Origin of the sequence: Bradyrhizobium niftali, from assembly GCF_004571025.1 — a bacterium.
Taxonomy (GTDB): Bacteria; Pseudomonadota; Alphaproteobacteria; order Rhizobiales; family Xanthobacteraceae; genus Bradyrhizobium; species Bradyrhizobium niftali.
Map to the genome: position 1 here is coordinate 1 of NZ_SPQT01000006.1, position 15,427 is coordinate 15,427.

Sequence of the window (15,427 nt, forward strand, 5' to 3'; positions counted from 1 at the left end):
GAGCAGGTCGGCCTTGCCGGTGACGCTCAGATCCGCACCCGTCGAGCTCTTCAGCGTGACGGCGCCGCCACCAACGCTCGAAGCGGTCTGGTTGAGGCTGGTCGCGATCGTCGCAGCGCCGGAGCTGATGGATACCGTCTTGACGCCGCTGGCCAGATCGACCGCGGTCAGCAGGTCGCTGACAGTCGCAGCCGGGGTGCCCGCTGTGCCGAGATAGACGGTGGTGTTGCCGTTGCCGTCGGTGACGAGGTTGCCGCTGACGCCAGAACCGGACGCAACCGCGGTCGAGGCCGGAGCCGAGCCGCTGCGGAACGTGATGGTCTTGCCATTCACGGTCAGCGTGTCGCCGTCGGCGGGCTGCGCGTTGCTGGCCAGGCCGGTTGCGGTCGTGCCGTTGGTGGCGATCAGGGTGATGGCGCCGGTCAGCGCCGTGGTGCCGTCGCCGGCCGTTCCCGCGGTGCCTGTGAACGAGCCGATGGTGGCGCCGAGCGTCGTGGTGCCGCTTGCCGCCGTGGTGCCGCCGGCCGCGCCGCTATACACGACGTTGCTGCTCGCCGTCGCGCTGGCAAAGGAGGTCGTGCCGCGCAGGTCGGCCGCCGTCGCACCGGAGATCGTCGCGGAGACGTTCGACTTGGTGGAGTAGCCGACCGTGGTCTGCAGCGCCTGGTTGGCGATCGACTTCGCAGAGTCGATCAGCTTCTGAAGCGAGGTGATGCCGGTGTTGGCGGCCTGCAGCACCTGCACGCCGTTGGCGATGCCATCGAGCAGGTTGTTGATGTCGCTGGCGCGGTTGTCGAGCGACTGTGCCGTGAAGAAGTTGGTCGGATTGTCCAGGGCCGAGTTGACGCTCTTGCCGGTCGACAGACGGTTCTGCGTGGTGGCGAGAAGATCAGCGGTGGACTGGAGGGAGAGGAGGTTCTGACGAACCGAAGAGGAGAGAACAATGCCGGACATACGCTGTTACCTTTCTGGTAAACGCTACTGTTACGCGTCTGCTGTGATCATCATGATCAAGCGACCGCCGGACCGTGGCGCCGAGAATCTAACGAAGCATGAAATCAATCCGGCGCTTTCGCTGAGTCGGCGCATGATTCGCCCCGGCAAGCGGTCCACACCGCCGCGCCGCCACACAGATAAGATATTGAACTTAATTATGTTTTCCGCGCGCCGCACGGAGATTCACAACTCGTTAACTAGTTGCGAGCGAGAATCAGGTCCAGATAGACCGCAACGAGCGCTCGGTTACGAAAGCGTTGATGGAGAACAGGCATGGCTCTCAAGGTCGAGCTCAAACCGCACGAACGCATCATCGTCGGCAACTCGGTGATCACCAACACGGACCAGCGCGCCCGCCTCCTGATCGACGGCGAGAACGTGCCGATCCTGCGCGAGCGCGACATCCTCACGCCGGAGACTGCAAACACGCCCGCCAAGCTCGTCTATCTGGCGGTCCAGCTCATGTATATCTCGCCGGATCCGCAGACCCAGCACGGCACCTATTTCAACCTCGTGCGGGACATCGTCACCGCGGTGCCGAGCTCCTGGCCGATCATCGAAGCCATCAACAACAACATCCTGAACGGCGACCTCTACCGGGCGCTGAAGGATGCCCGCAAGCTGATCGCCTATGAGGACAAGCTGCGGGGCCAGTACGAAGCCACGCATCCCAAGGCGGAAGCGGACAAGGACGACGTGAGCACTGCCGCCTGATTACGGCGTTCGCGCGGCCGAGCCGCGCGAACGACAACGCTGCCCAACGACAACGGCCCCGGATCGCCTCCGGGGCCGTTGTCGTTTCAGCGATGCATCGATGCTACTGCGCCGCGAGCGGCGGCGCCTCGATCTCGATCACTCCGTCGCCGACCCGCCGTGCGCCAAAATCAAGTATGGCCGCAACCAGCGCATCGATGTCCGTCTCGTCGGTGCGGTGGTTGACGATGGCGGCGCGGATCGCGAACTTGCCGTCCAGCGTGGTGCCTGATGGCGCAGCGATGCCGGACTCCTGGACATCAGCGACGATCTCGCGATTGACGGCATCATCGGCGCGGTAACGGAAGCAGACGATGTTGAGGTTTACCGGCGCCAGCAATTCCAGCCGCGGCTCGGCGAGCACGCGCGCTTCCAGATATTTTGCCAGCGCGCAGCTTCGCGCGATCACCGCACCCAGCCGGTCGGTGCCGAATGTCTTCAGCGTGAACCAGGTCTTCAGCGCGCGGAAGCCGCGCGACAGGTCGGGACCGAGATCGCAGGGCCAGACCGCGCCTGCGGCAAGCCCCCTCGCCTCGCGGCTCAGATAGGCCGCCGGCTGCGCAAAGGCCTGCCGATGCTGCTCGCCGTCGCGCACCAGCAGGAAGCCGGCATCGTAGGGCACCTGTCCCCATTTGTGGAAATCGAGCGCAATGGAATCCGCAAGCTCGATGCCGCCGAGCACCGGCGCAAGCTCGGGCGCCAGGATCGCGAGCGCACCGAACGCACCGTCGACGTGAAACCAGATTCCCTCCTCGCGGCACAGCTCCGCGATGGCCTTGAGGTCGTCGATCGCGCCGATATCGACCGTGCCAGCGGAGGCGACGACGAGGAACGGCTTGAAGCCGACCTCGCGGTCGACCGCGATCTGCGCACGCAGCGCGGCGACGTCGATGCGATGATCGGTATCGACGTCGATCTTGCGCAACGCATCGGTGCCGAGCCCGGCAATGTCCATCGCCCGCGAGACGCAGCCGTGCGCGGCACGTGACGTGTAGGCGGTCAGCAGCGCGCCGTCGTTGCCGATGCCGTATTGTCGCGCCGGCGTGCCGAGCGCGCTGGTACGCGCCACCAGCACCGCCATCAGGTTGGCCATCGACGTGCCCGTGACGAAAATGCCGCTCGCACTCTCCGGGAAGGCGAAAAGGCGGCGCATCCAGTCGACGATCTGGCGCTCGACCTCGATCGGCATGTGGTCGCGCCCGCCGAGATTGGCGTTGAGGCCGGCGGCGAGCATTTCCGCGAGCATGCCGACCGCGGTGCCGCCGCCATGCACCCAGCCCATGAAGCCGGGGTGGACGTTGCCGGTCGCATAGGGCGCGACGTGCTCGGCGAATTCGCGATAGACATCGGCGAGATCGCTCGCCTCGCGTGGCACGTCGGCCTTGAATGCCGCGCGGACGTCATCGGGGATCGGCTGCCACACCGGACGCGCACGAATGTTGGCGATGCCGTCGATCGTCTCGTCGAGCATGCGATGAGCGAGCGCGCGAAACGCGTTCCAGTCCTGCGGATCGAGCGAGGTGTCGGTGGCGGCGGCTTGTGTCTTGCGGACCATCTCGTTCATGCGGCACTCCCCTCGCCGGCTTTTGCGTGTCGCGACAGCATCGCGATGAATGCGGCAAAGATCTTGCGCATCTGCGGCGGCTTGTAGGGAAACACGGCGGGCGGATCCATGTTGTGGACGACGGCGGTGTTGTCGGCCTCGAACACCAGCAGCTCGCCGTCCCTGTTCTCGGCGCAATCGACGATGAAATAGTCGAGGCCGACACGCTTGCTCATTTCGTCGAGCGCGTTGCGATGACGCGCGGCGAAAGCGCTGTCGAAGTCGAGCATGAAGGCGGCTTCTTCAGCTCGCTTCTCTTCGCTGAACGCCATGTAGGCGTTGAGATACCAGATGTCCCAGCGGTCGGCGATCGCCATGTGGCAGGCGTAGGGCTTGCCGTCGACCATGGTGAGACGATATTTGCGGTAAAGCCCGTCGGGGCTCGCATAGTCGACGAAGCGCGCGACGAAGAAATCCTGCTCTTTCCGTTCGGCAAGGTAGGCCGTGAGTGCCGGCGCATCGCCGATCTTGGCGAGCCCGACGCCCGCATGCGTGCCGCGCGGACGCACGATCATCGGAAAGCGCAATTCGCCCGTGACGTCCTGGCAGGCGATCTTACCTTCCGAAAGATCCAGCAACTGCGCACGCGTCGCATGGACGGTCGCTGGGATGTCGAGACCGGAAATGCCCGCCAGCAGCCGGTAGAGCTTGTCGCGATCGAGGTTGCCGATGAGATGGGGGCGATTGAGCAACGGCCGCGGCCAGTGCGGCGCGGCCTGTTCGATGACGGCGAGCGCCTGCCGGCATTCTTCCGAATCGGACGCGACCACGATCGCGACGTCGTGCTCGGGCAACGTCGCCGGCAGACCGACGCCCTTGACCACATAGAGCGTCAGCAATTCGATGTCGGAGCCTTCGAGCAGGAATTCGATCGGGGTGTTGCCGCCCATGTCGATATCGGCCGCGAGCGCCAGCACGCGCAGGCCGGGTTTCGGAGCCGCGCAAGGCGTGCGAAACAATTGGTGAAAGGCGAGCACCTCGGTCTGGATCACGAGCCCGGCCTCCTTCTCGCCGAGAAGCTGGGCAATCAGCGATAGATCCAGGCCTTCGCCGGCCTCGGCCGTCCCCTCCTCGATCCGCGCCAGGAGCTTCTCGCGCAGCGGATGCAGATTGCCGCCCTCGAAGGCGCGGCGCGTCAGTTGCGCAAAGCCGATGCGATCGGAATAGTTCGGCGCGGTCGCGCCGTTCGGCGCTGAAACAGGATGCAGCATCTTAGACCTCGAGCACAGACTTCCCGGGCGCCGCCGCGGCACGGTCGAGCAGCAGCTCGATCTTCACCAGCACGTGGGCGATGCGATCGAGGATATGCTGCAAATTGCGTTGCGCTTGGGCGGCGTCCGCCGACCAGGCTTCGGTGACGAGCCGCGCGCCGACGCACAGCCGCAGCGCGGCCTGCGGCTTGCCGTCCGGCTCGTCAAATCGTACTGGCTGGCCGACGAGGCAGCGTTGCGCGGCAACCTGCCGGTCCGCCGCACTGCCGTCGATGTCGCCGTTCATGTCGTGCGCCAGGGCGCGATGCACGGCGCTGGTCTCGGCGATGGAAACCGGCTTGCCGTCGCGCCACAGCGTGAACGGAAAGATCGTGGCGTGCGCGAATTCCTCGTCGTCCATCCCGGACGCTTCGATCGCGGCCGGAACAGCCCGAAGCGACGGAGACAGCGCGATCATGCTGTCGATGCCGGCCGCAAGCTCGGCCAGCGCCTTGGCGCGAAATGCACCGGACACGGCATAATAGCTGCCGATCTCGCTGAGCGCTGCCTCCCAGCGCAGCCATTGACCGAAATTCGGCCTGCGCTCGAAGCGCGAGCGCAGCCCCGTCCAGGCTTTTGGCCAGTCGCTGCGGCCGGCATAATCGAAGAAGCCCGGCGCGATCTCGCCGATCCGGCCGAGCGAGCGCGACAGGCCTTTCGGCACCAGCAGCGCGCCGCTGAAGGCGGGGCCGCCGAAGAATTTCGAGCCCGTCATCAGCACCATGTAGCCGCGATCGAGATAGGAACGCAGCCGGCGGCGGCCAAGCCGCGCCTGGCAGGCATCGACGACGATTTGGACCTTGCCGGGCCAGCGTCGCGCGATCTCGTCGAGGCAGGCCACGCTCGGCGCGCGCCAGCCGAGTTTCGAAGAATCCATGATCTGCAACAGAACGCGTCGACCTTGCGCGAGGCTGGTCGCGACCGCGCGCAGCACCGCTTCATCCGCATCCGGGCGCATCGCAATGCCGGGCGCCGCGTCGAGCAGCGGCACCGCGACGCTGTCGCCGGCGAGCCCGGCCACCGCGCCGTCCTTGCGCACCGCAAGGCCGCTCGCCGTCATCGTGCTGAAATGGTGCCCGCGTGCGGTATGGGGCGTCCCGCTTCCGGTCTGATCCGTGCCGACCACGATCGTCACCGGCACTGCGCCGAGCACCGCGCGCGCCAGGAACAAGGCGTGAAGTTGGGAGTCGGTGCCGGACGGCGAGAACACGACATCGACGCGCGGCGAGAGCTGGAGATGTCCGCGCAGCTCGTCACGCATGTCCTCGCAACGCGAGTCGAAGGCGACCTCGACCTCGTCGAACAGGCACTTGTGCATCAGCTCTTCGCGCGCCAGCGCGACGCGGTCATAGGCCGCTTGCGAGATCACGGACGCGGTCGAGGAAGCGAAATTCCAGATCTCCGGCTCCGGCGAGGCCGCGCAGCCATAGGCGTTGACGCGGTCGTTCGGATCGAGCGTCAGGCGCGAATCTCCGCCGGAGACCAGCAGCGTGTCGAGCGGCGTGAACAGATCGCGCAAGCGGTAGCGCGAGCCACTGTCGGACGCTCGCCCCAGCTCTGGCAGACGGGATGCGCCGACGCTCATCCCGAAAGGCTCACGCCGCATCGGCCGCCGCCGCGGGCGCCGGCGCGAATTGCGAGGCGATATCGCCGTGGAATACCGACGGCCCGACATGGTCGAGCGAGCTCTGGATGTCGGCCCAGATCTCGCCGCCGATATCGGTCCAGCGCTTGCAGAAGGCGAAGTCCTCGGAGAGATACGTGCCGGTCGCCGGATCGATCATGCATTCGAACAGCGCGAACCGGTTCCGGCTCGCCGCCAGCGTATCGTGCGAATGCTCGCGGAAGAATTGCAGGCTGGCGTAGTCCGGATGGCGGCACATCGCCTCCAGCACGCGGCGCCGGATCATCAGGAAGCCGGTGCCGGCGTAGCGCACGCGGGTAAAGCCGTTGACCACCACGATGCGGTCGGGGTCCTCGATCTCGAGCACGTAGTCGAGCGAGGCGGCCGGCACATCCGCCCGACCCGACTGGATCGCACGCGCGGCCTTGTCCCAGTTGACCCGCTTGATCGGATAGCAGCCGGCGACGACGTCGGCGCCGCATTCGATCAGCCGGAACACCTGCTCCGGCTTGAACCCGATATCGGCATCGATGAACAGGAAATGCGTCGCCTTGGGATCGTCCAGGAACATCGCGGCCAGGTTGGCGCGGGCGCGCGTGATCAGGGCGTCGCCGTCGCGCAGCAGCACCTTGAGCTCGAGATTGGACATGCCGTGCACGGCGCGCTGGAGCGCGAAGATCGAGCTCGCATAGATGCTCGACACCTGCCCGCCGAAGCAAGGCGTTGCCACCACCAGTTGCATCTTGTCCGACATCGACAGCTCCGCCCCGCTCCAATCCTCACCAAGAGGTAAAGAGGCATGGTTAACGGCGCCTTAACGCATCCTTACAGGAACTTGACGAGCGAAAGCTGCGCAAGGTTCGAGGTCACCTGGTAGGACGCCTGCAGCGCATTCTGGAGCGACAGGATCTCGCTCGCGACCTGGTCGGGCGAGGCCGATTCCGCCTGGTCGATGATGGTCTGGAGCTGCGCCTTGGCCTGGGTCTGGCGCGTGCTCGCGTCCTTCATCGTGTTCTGGGCCATCGCAAAGTCGGTCTGGATGTCCTCGATACGCTGCTGCCCCGGCTGCTGGGTCAGCGCCTGCGTCACCCGCAGGCTCAGCGCCGAGACCTGCCCGCCCGAATACTGCCCGGTCGGCGAGGTCGAGAACGTCCCGAACACGGCGATCGCCTGCAGCTGCCGCCGGATCGCATCCTCGTCGGCCTGCGCGCCATATTGCACCGTGACGGAATCGTCGACCCGCGCCATCGCGGTGGAACGCGCCGAACCGGGCCCGTCATTGCCCTGGTACCATTTCACGGTGTTGGCCGTGCCGTTCACCAGCGTCGTCGCCGAGCTCGCGGGCGAAGAGCCGACGCGCAGCGGCGGCTGCGTCGCGGTGACCGGCGTCGCGCTGAAACCGAGCGAGCCCAGCGCACCCGTATTCGAGCTCGTGATGTTCAGGCTCGCCGCATCGTCCGTGTTGATCGTGATCGAGCCGCCATGGATGGTCGACGGCTTCGAAGTCCCCGTGATCGCGTCGATCTTGCTCAGCAGCGTCTGGATGCTGTCGCCGACGTTGAGCTGATTGCCGGTCGCGCCCGAGGCGACGAAAGTGAGCGTGGTGCCGTTGACGGTGATGGTGTTGCCGGCGACGAAGCCCGGCGAGATCGAGTCCGAGGGGCTCGCGCCGGACAGCGCCGTCGCACCGCTGATCGGTGCGGGTGGAGCCGCCTGATTGCTCTTGGGAGCGCCGATCGCCGAGCTGTCCGTGTTGAAGAAATTGTCGCCGGCGGTCACGGCGGACGCCGCCACCAGCGAGGTGTTGGCAAGCTTCTTGATCGCGGTGTTCAGCGCGGTGTTGAGATTCGCCGCGGTATTGTTCGGGTTGACCGGGACACTCGCATCGATCGCAAAGCTGCCGAGCGGCGTCGGCGTCGCCGTCGACGCCGTCAGGTCGATCTGCTCGGTCGTACCGTCAGGCAGCGTGAACTGGATGCTCAGCTTGTCGCCATTGCCGGGATTGGTCCCGTTGAGATCGACCGAGAATGACACCGGCGAGCCGCTCGGGCCGGTGATGGTCGCGCCCGTCAACGTCGAGGAGACCGCCTTGATCTTGAGCCCGAACGGCGATCCCGCGACGTCCTCCGACACCTGAACCGAGCTTGGCGTGGGCTGCGTCTGCACCAGCCGCCCCATGCCGTTGGCGCCGAGGTCGGCGGCCTGGCGCTCCGCCATGACGGTCTTGAAGCCCGCCTGCGTCGTGGTCCCGTTGATGATGTCGCCGGCATCCGCGACCGGCTGCGTGTTGAAGGCGGTTCCGGAGAACAGATAGCGGTTGCCCGACTGCGTGTTGAGCACGCCGACCATCGAGCCGAATTGCGCGGCCGCGGTGTTCTGCGCGACCGTCTGTCCGTTGACGTTGAGATCCTGCGCGGTGTTGGCGGAGCCCGTCTGCACCGTGTTGCGGATCGTCGTCAGCGCCTGGAGCGCGGTATTGGCGAGGTTGATGTTGACGTTGACGTTGGTGATCGTGTCGGTATAGGCGGCAATGTTGGAGAGCTGCGCGCGCCCGGCGATCGCAAAGCCCTCGTTGGTGCCCATGCCGGAATAGTTCTGCGACAGCTTGCCGGTCGAGAGCTGCGTCGACAGGTCGGTGAGCTGCTGATTGATGTTGCGGATCTGCGAGCCGAGAACCGACGAAGAGTAGTTGATGCTGCTGATCGACATGTTTCAGAGCCCTGTTACTTGTTACACTTGAGCCTGGAGCAACGTGTTCATCATGCCCTGCACCACCGACATCACGTGGGCGTTGGCGGCATAGGCATTCTGAAGCTGGATCAGGTTCGACATCTCCGAGTCCAGGTTGACGCTGGAGGTCGAGTTGAATTTAGCCTGGAGCGTCGAGACCACGACGCTCTGGCCCTGCTGGAGCTGGGTGGCCTGGGTCGAGGCGTTGGCCTGGATGCTCAGGAACTGCTGGAGGTAGTTCGAGACGCTGCCGGTGAAGGGCTGGTTGGCCGAGCCGAGGCCGGTCGTCGGCGAATAGGAGAACACCGCGTTGGTGAGCTGCGAATAGAGATAGTCCGAACGCGTGGTGTCGCCCGCGGGCGTCACCGGCGAAGTGTTGTAGACCGACAGCCGCGTGGGATCGCTGGCCAGCTGCGTGTTCACCGCGATGCGCCCGGCAAGGCCGGTCATCTGCGAGCCCGACGCCGTGATCGCGCCGGTGTAGAGCGCCTGCCCGCCGTCGGTGAAGACCGCCAGTTGCGGGTTGCCCGAGGTCAGCGACGAGATCGTCTTGGTGGTCGAGGCCGAATTGACCTTGGCAAGGCCGGTGTTGTCGTCGGTCACCCGCAGCGTCGTGGCGGTTGCCGGCGCAGGAGCCGCGGAGAACGTCAGGTGCGAGCCTGACAGCGCGGAGTTGAGCGCGGAGGCAATCGCCGCCACGCCGCCGGAGAAGTTGACGCCCACCCGCATCGGATTGGCATTGGTCGCATTCTGGAGCGGCAGCGCCGCCGGATCGGTCACGTTGACCAGCGTGACCTGGCGCTGGGTGTTGGTGGTCGTGTCCGTGTAGGTGATGTTGACCGTGTTGCCCGGCTGCGCACCGGCAACGTCCAGGTCGAACCCGGCCGGCGGGCCGGACACGGTGCTGCCGGCCGTGGTCTTGTCCGACAGCGCGCTCGACATCGTCGCGGCAAGCTGGTCGATCTGGGTCTGCGCCTGCACCAGCGTCTGGTCGCGCAGCTTCAGATCGGCCGCGATCTGGCCCGACGAGACCACATTGTTGGCGACGACGTCGACCTTCGAGCCGTTCGGCAGGACGATGTTGAACGCGCCGACGCCCGACTTGGCCGGATCGATGTTGTAGAGCGAGGTCGCCGACAGCGCGCCGGCGGACGCAAAGGAGAATTGCGAGGCGAGCCCGGCACCGACAAGCTGGATGCCTGTCGTGGTGTAGATGTTGGCCTGGTTGGAGCCGTCGGTGGTGACGCGCACGTCGACATATTTCGACAGCGTGTTGATGGCCTGGTCGCGCTGGTCCATCAGCGTCGCGGCGGACGGGTCGGTGGCCGACAGGCCCTGGAGCTTGGTGTTGATGTCGGCGATCTGGTTCATCGCCGCGTTGGCCTGCTGCGCCGAGGTGCCGAGATCCTGCTCGACGTTGGAGCGCAGTGACTGGATGCCCTTGGTGGTGACGTTGAGCTGCTGCGCCAGAGCCTGCGCCGCGCCGAGGGCAACCGTCTGCGCCGACGACGAGCCCGCGCTGGTCGACAGCGCCTGCAACGCCGTGGTGAAATTGTTCAGCGCGGTTTCGAGTGTGCCGCTGCCGCCGGGATTGCCGTAGACATTCTGAAGCTGCTTCAGGATGTTGGCCATCTGGTCGGCGTAGCCGCTGCCGCCGGTCTCGGTGCGCAGCTGGTTCAGCACAAAGCTGTCGAGCTCCCGGCTGACGCCGGTCGTCATCGCCGTCGAGCCGAAGTCGCCGGTGGTGACCTCGATCTGGTTCGGCGTCTGGACGATGTAACCCGGCGTCTGCGAATTCGCGACGTTCGAGGAGACGATCGAGAGCGCGGCCTGGTTGGCACGCAGACCGCTCATCGCACTGGCAAGGGCTGAACTCAAACCCATGTGAACTTACCCGCCTTTGGTTACGTCACGCGCCGATCAGCGCAACACGTTCAGGAGGTCCTGCACCATCGAATTCGCCGTCGTGATCACCTTCGTGTTGGCCGAATAGGCCTGCTGGGTCACGATCAGCTTGGTGAATTCGTCTGCGATGTCGGTGTTCGAGCCTTCCAGCGACGAGCCGCTGATGGAGCCCGAGGCGCCGTCGATCGCGGGCCCCGACTGGTCGGTCGCGGCATAAGCGCCGCCGTCGAGCGCTTTCAGGTAGTTGGTGCCGTTGAAATGCGACAGCGTCACCTGCGCGAGGTCGAGGTTCTGGCCGTTGGAGAAGGTGCCGACCACCAGGCCGCTGTTGTTGACGGCGACCGAGCGGAGCTGGCCCGCGGCATAGCCGTTCTGCGTGATGGTGTTGATCGTCACCGCGCCGCTGGTCGAGGCATATTGCGTCAGCGCGCCCGAGGAGATGTTGAAGGAGACGGAGCCAAGCGTCTGACCGCCGACGGTGACGTTAGGGATCGTGATCCCCGAGCCGCTCGGCGAGGTCAGCGACCCGTCCGCTGCGAAGGTGAAGGACTGTCCCGCGTTCATCCAGCCGACCGCTGTCCCGGTTGCGGACGGGTCAGTCTGGTAGAACAGATTCCAGGAGTCGGCATGGCCATTGCCAAGCGATGCACTGTCGGTCTTGGCCCAGCGCAACTGCAGATTCACGGGGGTACCGGCGGCATTATAAGCGGTTACGGCGCCGCCGCTGATCGATTCCTTGGTAAAGGTCGCAATGTCGTTTCCTATCACGGTGCCGGTACCGGCTGTGCCGCCACCACCGCGAGCCTTGCTGACCGAAGAAGTGAAGCCGAGCGCGGCAAAGGCGTTGGAATTGCTGCTCGATACCGTGAGAGTGGGGTTTGCGGTGCCGGTATTCAGTGTGATCACACCGTTGCTGATCGATGAGCCTGTCGTGCCGCTGATTTGATCGATCTGGGCGAGCAATTGTGAGATATTGTCGCTGAGACTGATCTGGTTCGGCGGCGTAGCAACGCCGGACACGAAGGTGATCGTATTGGAAGCACCCGTGCCATTGACATAGATTTTGTCGTTGAGCGCGAAGGGTGTCGAGAGGACTTCGGCACCACCTGCCGTCGCAGTGCCACCCAGCACCGTTGTTCCGGTGGTCGCCGGTGACGACAGCACGTTGCCGCCCCGCGTCACGGTGCTGATGCCGAGCGCGGTTGAAGCCGCGCCGCTGCCGATCGACACGTCGGTGGTGGTGCCGGTCGATATCTGGATGTTGCCGGTGCCGCTGAGCGAGGCGCTGACGCCGCTGCCGCCGGCGAGCGAGATCGCATTCAGGATGTCCTGAACCGTCATTGTGCTGCCGGCCTTCACGCCGATCACGCTGCTGTTGCCCGTTGTCGTGAGGCCGGTGGCGTTGGGGTCGAAATAGATCGTGTTGGTGCCGTTGATCGTCAGCGTGTTGCCGGAGAGCGCGCCGAGAATGCTGAGATGTGGGCTCGCCGAAGGATTGAGCGACGTACCCGTACCTGCCACCGCCGATGCGCTGTCCTGCAGCGCAACTGAGCTCGTCGAAGTTGTTGACGTATACGCGGAGCGCAGATTGCCAGTGGCCGCCGCGCCGGAGACGGTCGCATTCGTATAGGGCGGTGGAGGCGTGCCGACGATCAGCGGATTGGCTGCGAAATCGGATGGATTGAGGCCGCCGGCCGCCAGCAGCGTGCCGCTCGCCGCGCTCGAGCTCGCCGCCGTGTTAGGCACCGAAGGCAGGTTGGCGGCGTACTGGATCGAGGTGGTGGCCTGCGCCGGGATGAAGTTGTTCTGGAATTTCAGGACGCTCGCGACATTGCCGGTCGGGTTGCCGGTCTTCGGGTCGACCGTGGTGCCCATCAGATAATAGCCGGCGCCGTTGACCAGATTGCCGTTGGCATTGAGCTGGAAGTCGCCGCGGCGGGTGTAGTAGGTGACGCCGCTGAACACCGGAACGTTGTCGACGACGCCGGTCGCCTTCTGGATCGAGAAGAAGCCGTCGCCGGTGATCGCCATGTTGGTGGCGACGGTGGAGGACGAGATCGTGCCCTGCGTGGTGATGGTGGCCTTCGCATTGGCCGTCACGCCGCCCGCGACCTGCTTGCTCGGCACCGAGGCGTCGGGAATGAGATCGACGAAGCTGGTGCCGATGCCCTTGTAACCGGTGGTGGATGAGTTCGCGATGTTGCCGGAAATGTTCTGAAGCGCGTAGGACTGCGCCTGCAGGCCACCCACCGAGGTGTTCATTGCATCGAAGATACCCATAACTTTGTCTCCAAATCCGATCTCGGCGGCCGGTCGACCAGGGCCGCAGTCGGGGGAGACAGTCGCAAGGGCTATGCCAATGCGGGTATTCTCAGGAAATCAATGACTTAATGAAAGTGCCCCGGTCTGATGACCGGGGCACAATTGCCGGGACCGGCAACAATTGCCGGGGCTTCCTTACGTCGCCGACGCTGCCGCGGGGTGGAAGACCAGCCCGAAACCGTCGATGCAATAGCGCAATCCGGTCGGCTTCGGACCGTCATCGAAGACATGGCCGAGATGGCCGCCGCAGCGCCGGCAATGCACCTCGGTGCGGAGCATGCCGAAGGTGCGGTCTTCGGTCTTGCCGACATTGCCCTCGATCGGCTGGTAGAAGCTCGGCCAACCCGTGCCGCTCTCGAACTTGGTATCGGACGCAAACAGCGGCAGGTCGCAGCCGGCGCAGGCGAAGACGCCCTTGCGATGCTCCTTCAGCAGCGGGCTGGAGCCCGGCCGCTCGGTGCCGTGATTGCGCAGGATCTCATATTGCTGCGGCGTGAGCTGGGCACGCCATTCGGCCTCGGTCTTCGTGATCTCGAACGTTTCCGCGGCCTTCTCGCCGGCCTCGGCAGGCGTTCCTCTCAGCCAGCGGAAGGCCGAAAGGCCGAACAGGCCGGCGACAGTCGTTAGCAGGATGCGGCGGTCAAACATCTCATTCTCCGTGCGGGAGCGTCCACACCCTGAGATACGGGTTCTAGCGGCCGACGTTACACGTCCCGGCGGAGTTTTTCTCAACTTATTGCGAGATTCCGCCGTCGTGCACGGCCGGTTCCACGGCTTCAGCCGCGGGTTTCGGCGCCGGGGCCGGCCGCGGCCGCACACCGGGCGGCGGTCGGCGCGGACCGGTGCCGGCGGCCCGGTTCGCTTCGGCCAGCCGCGCCTCGCGTTCCCTGTCCTTGACCCTGGCACGTTCGCGGTAGCGGGCGAGCGTGCCTGCGGCGGCGGAGCTCGTCCTGCCCCAGATCCCGACCAGTTGACCCGCGACCCGTCCGGTCGCGCCGCCCGCCCAGACCAGCTCGAACGGCGAAAACAGCCGCCAGCGCTCGTCGCCCCACAGGATGCTGCGCGCGATCATCTGCCCGGCCATGGCCGAGGTGTTCATGCCCTGGCGGCCGAACCCGCTCGCCACCCACAGGCCTTTGCGCAACTGGCCGATCTGCGGCATGCCGTGCACGGTCTGGCCGGTGGCGCCGCCGAACATCTCGGTGATCTCGACATTGCCGAGCTGGGGGAAGATCGACCGGATCCGTCGCTTGACGCCGCCTGCAAAGCGCTGCGGCCGCGCGGCCCAGGTGGTCTCCGGGCTCTCCCACATCAGCCGGTCGCCGTCGACGATACGAAAATGATCGACGCCGTCGGAATCCATCACCGATCCCTTGAAGGCGATGATCTCGTGCACGCGCTCGCCGAGCGGCGCGGTGATGCCGGCATAGCGCCAGACCGGCAGCAGCGTCTCCGACAGGCGCCTCAACGGCGCGCCGAGATGAATGTTGCCGGCAAGCACGATGTGCGTCGCGCGCAGCCGCGCCGACGGCGTGACGATCCGCTTGCGGATACCGGAATGGTCGATGCTGACCACCGGCGTATCCTCGAAGATGCGGGCGCCGGCCCGCCGCGCCAGCGCCGCAAGGCCGTGCACATATTTGCGGCCGTCGACCTGGAATGCCCTGGGATAGTAGACGCCGTGGAAGTAGCGATCGGTCTTGAGCACCTCGCGGACGCGATCGACCTGCCAGCCCTCGACATCGGTGTCGAAATCCTCGTGCAGCATCTGCAACCGGCTGATCAACCGGTCGCCGGTATCGACGTTGGAGACCTCGAGCACGCCGTCGCTCGGGGTGATTCCCGGCATGTTCTCTTCGGTGGCATTGGCGCGGACGAACTCGGCGCCCTCCTTCGACAGCGTCCACAATTCGCGCGCGTCCTCATAGCCGATGCGCTCGATCAGCTCGGTGAGCGGCAGCGCAAAGCCCGGCATCACGGTGCCGAGCTGGTTGCCGGAGGCGTTCCAGCCGATATGGCGGCCCTCGAGCACCGCGACGCTGGCCCCGAGCCGGGCCGCCTCCAGCGCGATGGAGAGCCCGGCAAGCCCTGCCCCGATCACGCAGATGTCGGCGTCGAGCTCGAACGACAGCCGCGTACGCTCGCGAAAGCCGGCTTCTTCCTGGGGCACGCTCGTGAAAGTCTCGCTCATATCGTTTTCTTAGAGCATGATCCGGAAAAGTGTGCAGCGGTTTTCCGAAAAGA

At 65.6% G+C, this 15,427-nt stretch carries 11 protein-coding genes; 1 reads left to right on the top strand and 10 read right to left on the bottom strand.

The window, feature by feature from the left end:
* A partial coding sequence (locus E4K65_RS13640) for a DUF1522 domain-containing protein (protein WP_135174596.1) occupies positions 1 to 954 on the bottom strand: 954 nt, incomplete at its 3' end.
* Between the two features lie 315 nt (positions 955 to 1,269).
* Here E4K65_RS13640 and flbT point away from each other — a divergent pair.
* Entirely contained in the window at positions 1,270 to 1,710 is a 441-nt protein-coding gene (flbT, locus tag E4K65_RS13645; protein WP_135174597.1) for a flagellar biosynthesis repressor FlbT, read from the top strand.
* 103 nt (positions 1,711 to 1,813) lie between these two features.
* Here the strand turns inward: flbT and E4K65_RS13650 are convergent, their stop codons facing one another.
* The 9 genes from E4K65_RS13650 to E4K65_RS13690 form a co-directional block, all read right to left on the bottom strand.
* Positions 1,814 to 3,313, bottom strand: coding sequence for a pyridoxal phosphate-dependent decarboxylase family protein (locus tag E4K65_RS13650; RefSeq protein ID WP_135174598.1), 1,500 nt, complete (start codon positions 3,311 to 3,313; stop codon positions 1,814 to 1,816).
* Positions 3,310 to 4,563 carry an ATP-grasp domain-containing protein gene (locus tag E4K65_RS13655; protein WP_167770785.1) on the bottom strand — a complete coding sequence of 418 codons (1,254 nt, stop codon included), beginning with the start codon at positions 4,561 to 4,563 and terminating at the stop codon, positions 3,310 to 3,312. Before E4K65_RS13655 ends, E4K65_RS13650 begins: the two co-directional genes overlap by 4 nt.
* A gap of 1 nt (position 4,564) precedes the next feature.
* The gene (locus E4K65_RS13660; RefSeq protein ID WP_167770786.1) at positions 4,565 to 6,208 is read right to left on the bottom strand and encodes a hypothetical protein; all 1,644 of its coding nucleotides are present in this window, start codon (positions 6,206 to 6,208) and stop codon (positions 4,565 to 4,567) included.
* Positions 6,198 to 6,980 carry a hypothetical protein gene (locus tag E4K65_RS13665; protein WP_135174601.1) on the bottom strand — a complete coding sequence of 261 codons (783 nt, stop codon included), beginning with the start codon at positions 6,978 to 6,980 and terminating at the stop codon, positions 6,198 to 6,200. The genes E4K65_RS13660 and E4K65_RS13665 overlap by 11 nt, the downstream gene beginning before the upstream one ends.
* 71 nt (positions 6,981 to 7,051) lie before the next feature.
* Positions 7,052 to 8,935, bottom strand: a complete 1,884-nt coding sequence (locus E4K65_RS13670; RefSeq protein WP_135174602.1) for a flagellar protein — start codon at positions 8,933 to 8,935, stop codon at positions 7,052 to 7,054.
* A 21-nt stretch (positions 8,936 to 8,956) separates the two neighbouring features.
* Positions 8,957 to 10,840, bottom strand: coding sequence for a flagellar hook-associated protein FlgK (gene flgK / locus E4K65_RS13675; RefSeq protein ID WP_135174603.1), 1,884 nt, complete (start codon positions 10,838 to 10,840; stop codon positions 8,957 to 8,959).
* Between the two features lie 36 nt (positions 10,841 to 10,876).
* Positions 10,877 to 13,141: a flagellar hook-basal body complex protein gene (locus E4K65_RS13680; protein ID WP_135174604.1), complete on the bottom strand. Its 2,265-nt coding sequence runs from the start codon at positions 13,139 to 13,141 to the stop codon at positions 10,877 to 10,879.
* Between the two features lie 177 nt (positions 13,142 to 13,318).
* Positions 13,319 to 13,831 (bottom strand): peptide-methionine (R)-S-oxide reductase MsrB, encoded by a 513-nt coding sequence (msrB, locus tag E4K65_RS13685; RefSeq protein WP_135174605.1) that lies wholly within the window; start codon positions 13,829 to 13,831, stop codon positions 13,319 to 13,321.
* An 85-nt stretch (positions 13,832 to 13,916) separates the two neighbouring features.
* Positions 13,917 to 15,374, bottom strand: coding sequence for an NAD(P)/FAD-dependent oxidoreductase (locus E4K65_RS13690; RefSeq protein ID WP_135174606.1), 1,458 nt, complete (start codon positions 15,372 to 15,374; stop codon positions 13,917 to 13,919).
* Positions 15,375 to 15,427 lie beyond the last annotated feature (53 nt).

Excerpts from the sequence above, each read along its gene's own strand:
- E4K65_RS13660 (WP_167770786.1), bottom strand. The coding sequence starts at position 6,208 with ATGCGGCGTGAGCCTTTCGGGATGAGCGTCGGCGCATCCCGTCTGCCA.
- flgK (WP_135174603.1), bottom strand. The coding sequence starts at position 10,840 with ATGGGTTTGAGTTCAGCCCTTGCCAGTGCGATGAGCGGTCTGCGTGCC.
- E4K65_RS13650 (WP_135174598.1), bottom strand. The coding sequence starts at position 3,313 with ATGAACGAGATGGTCCGCAAGACACAAGCCGCCGCCACCGACACCTCG.
- E4K65_RS13680 (WP_135174604.1), bottom strand. The coding sequence starts at position 13,141 with ATGGGTATCTTCGATGCAATGAACACCTCGGTGGGTGGCCTGCAGGCG.
- flbT (WP_135174597.1), top strand. The coding sequence starts at position 1,270 with ATGGCTCTCAAGGTCGAGCTCAAACCGCACGAACGCATCATCGTCGGC.
- E4K65_RS13665 (WP_135174601.1), bottom strand. The coding sequence starts at position 6,980 with ATGTCGGACAAGATGCAACTGGTGGTGGCAACGCCTTGCTTCGGCGGG.
- msrB (WP_135174605.1), bottom strand. The coding sequence starts at position 13,831 with ATGTTTGACCGCCGCATCCTGCTAACGACTGTCGCCGGCCTGTTCGGC.
- E4K65_RS13655 (WP_167770785.1), bottom strand. The coding sequence starts at position 4,563 with ATGCTGCATCCTGTTTCAGCGCCGAACGGCGCGACCGCGCCGAACTAT.
- E4K65_RS13670 (WP_135174602.1), bottom strand. The coding sequence starts at position 8,935 with ATGTCGATCAGCAGCATCAACTACTCTTCGTCGGTTCTCGGCTCGCAG.
- E4K65_RS13690 (WP_135174606.1), bottom strand. The coding sequence starts at position 15,374 with ATGAGCGAGACTTTCACGAGCGTGCCCCAGGAAGAAGCCGGCTTTCGC.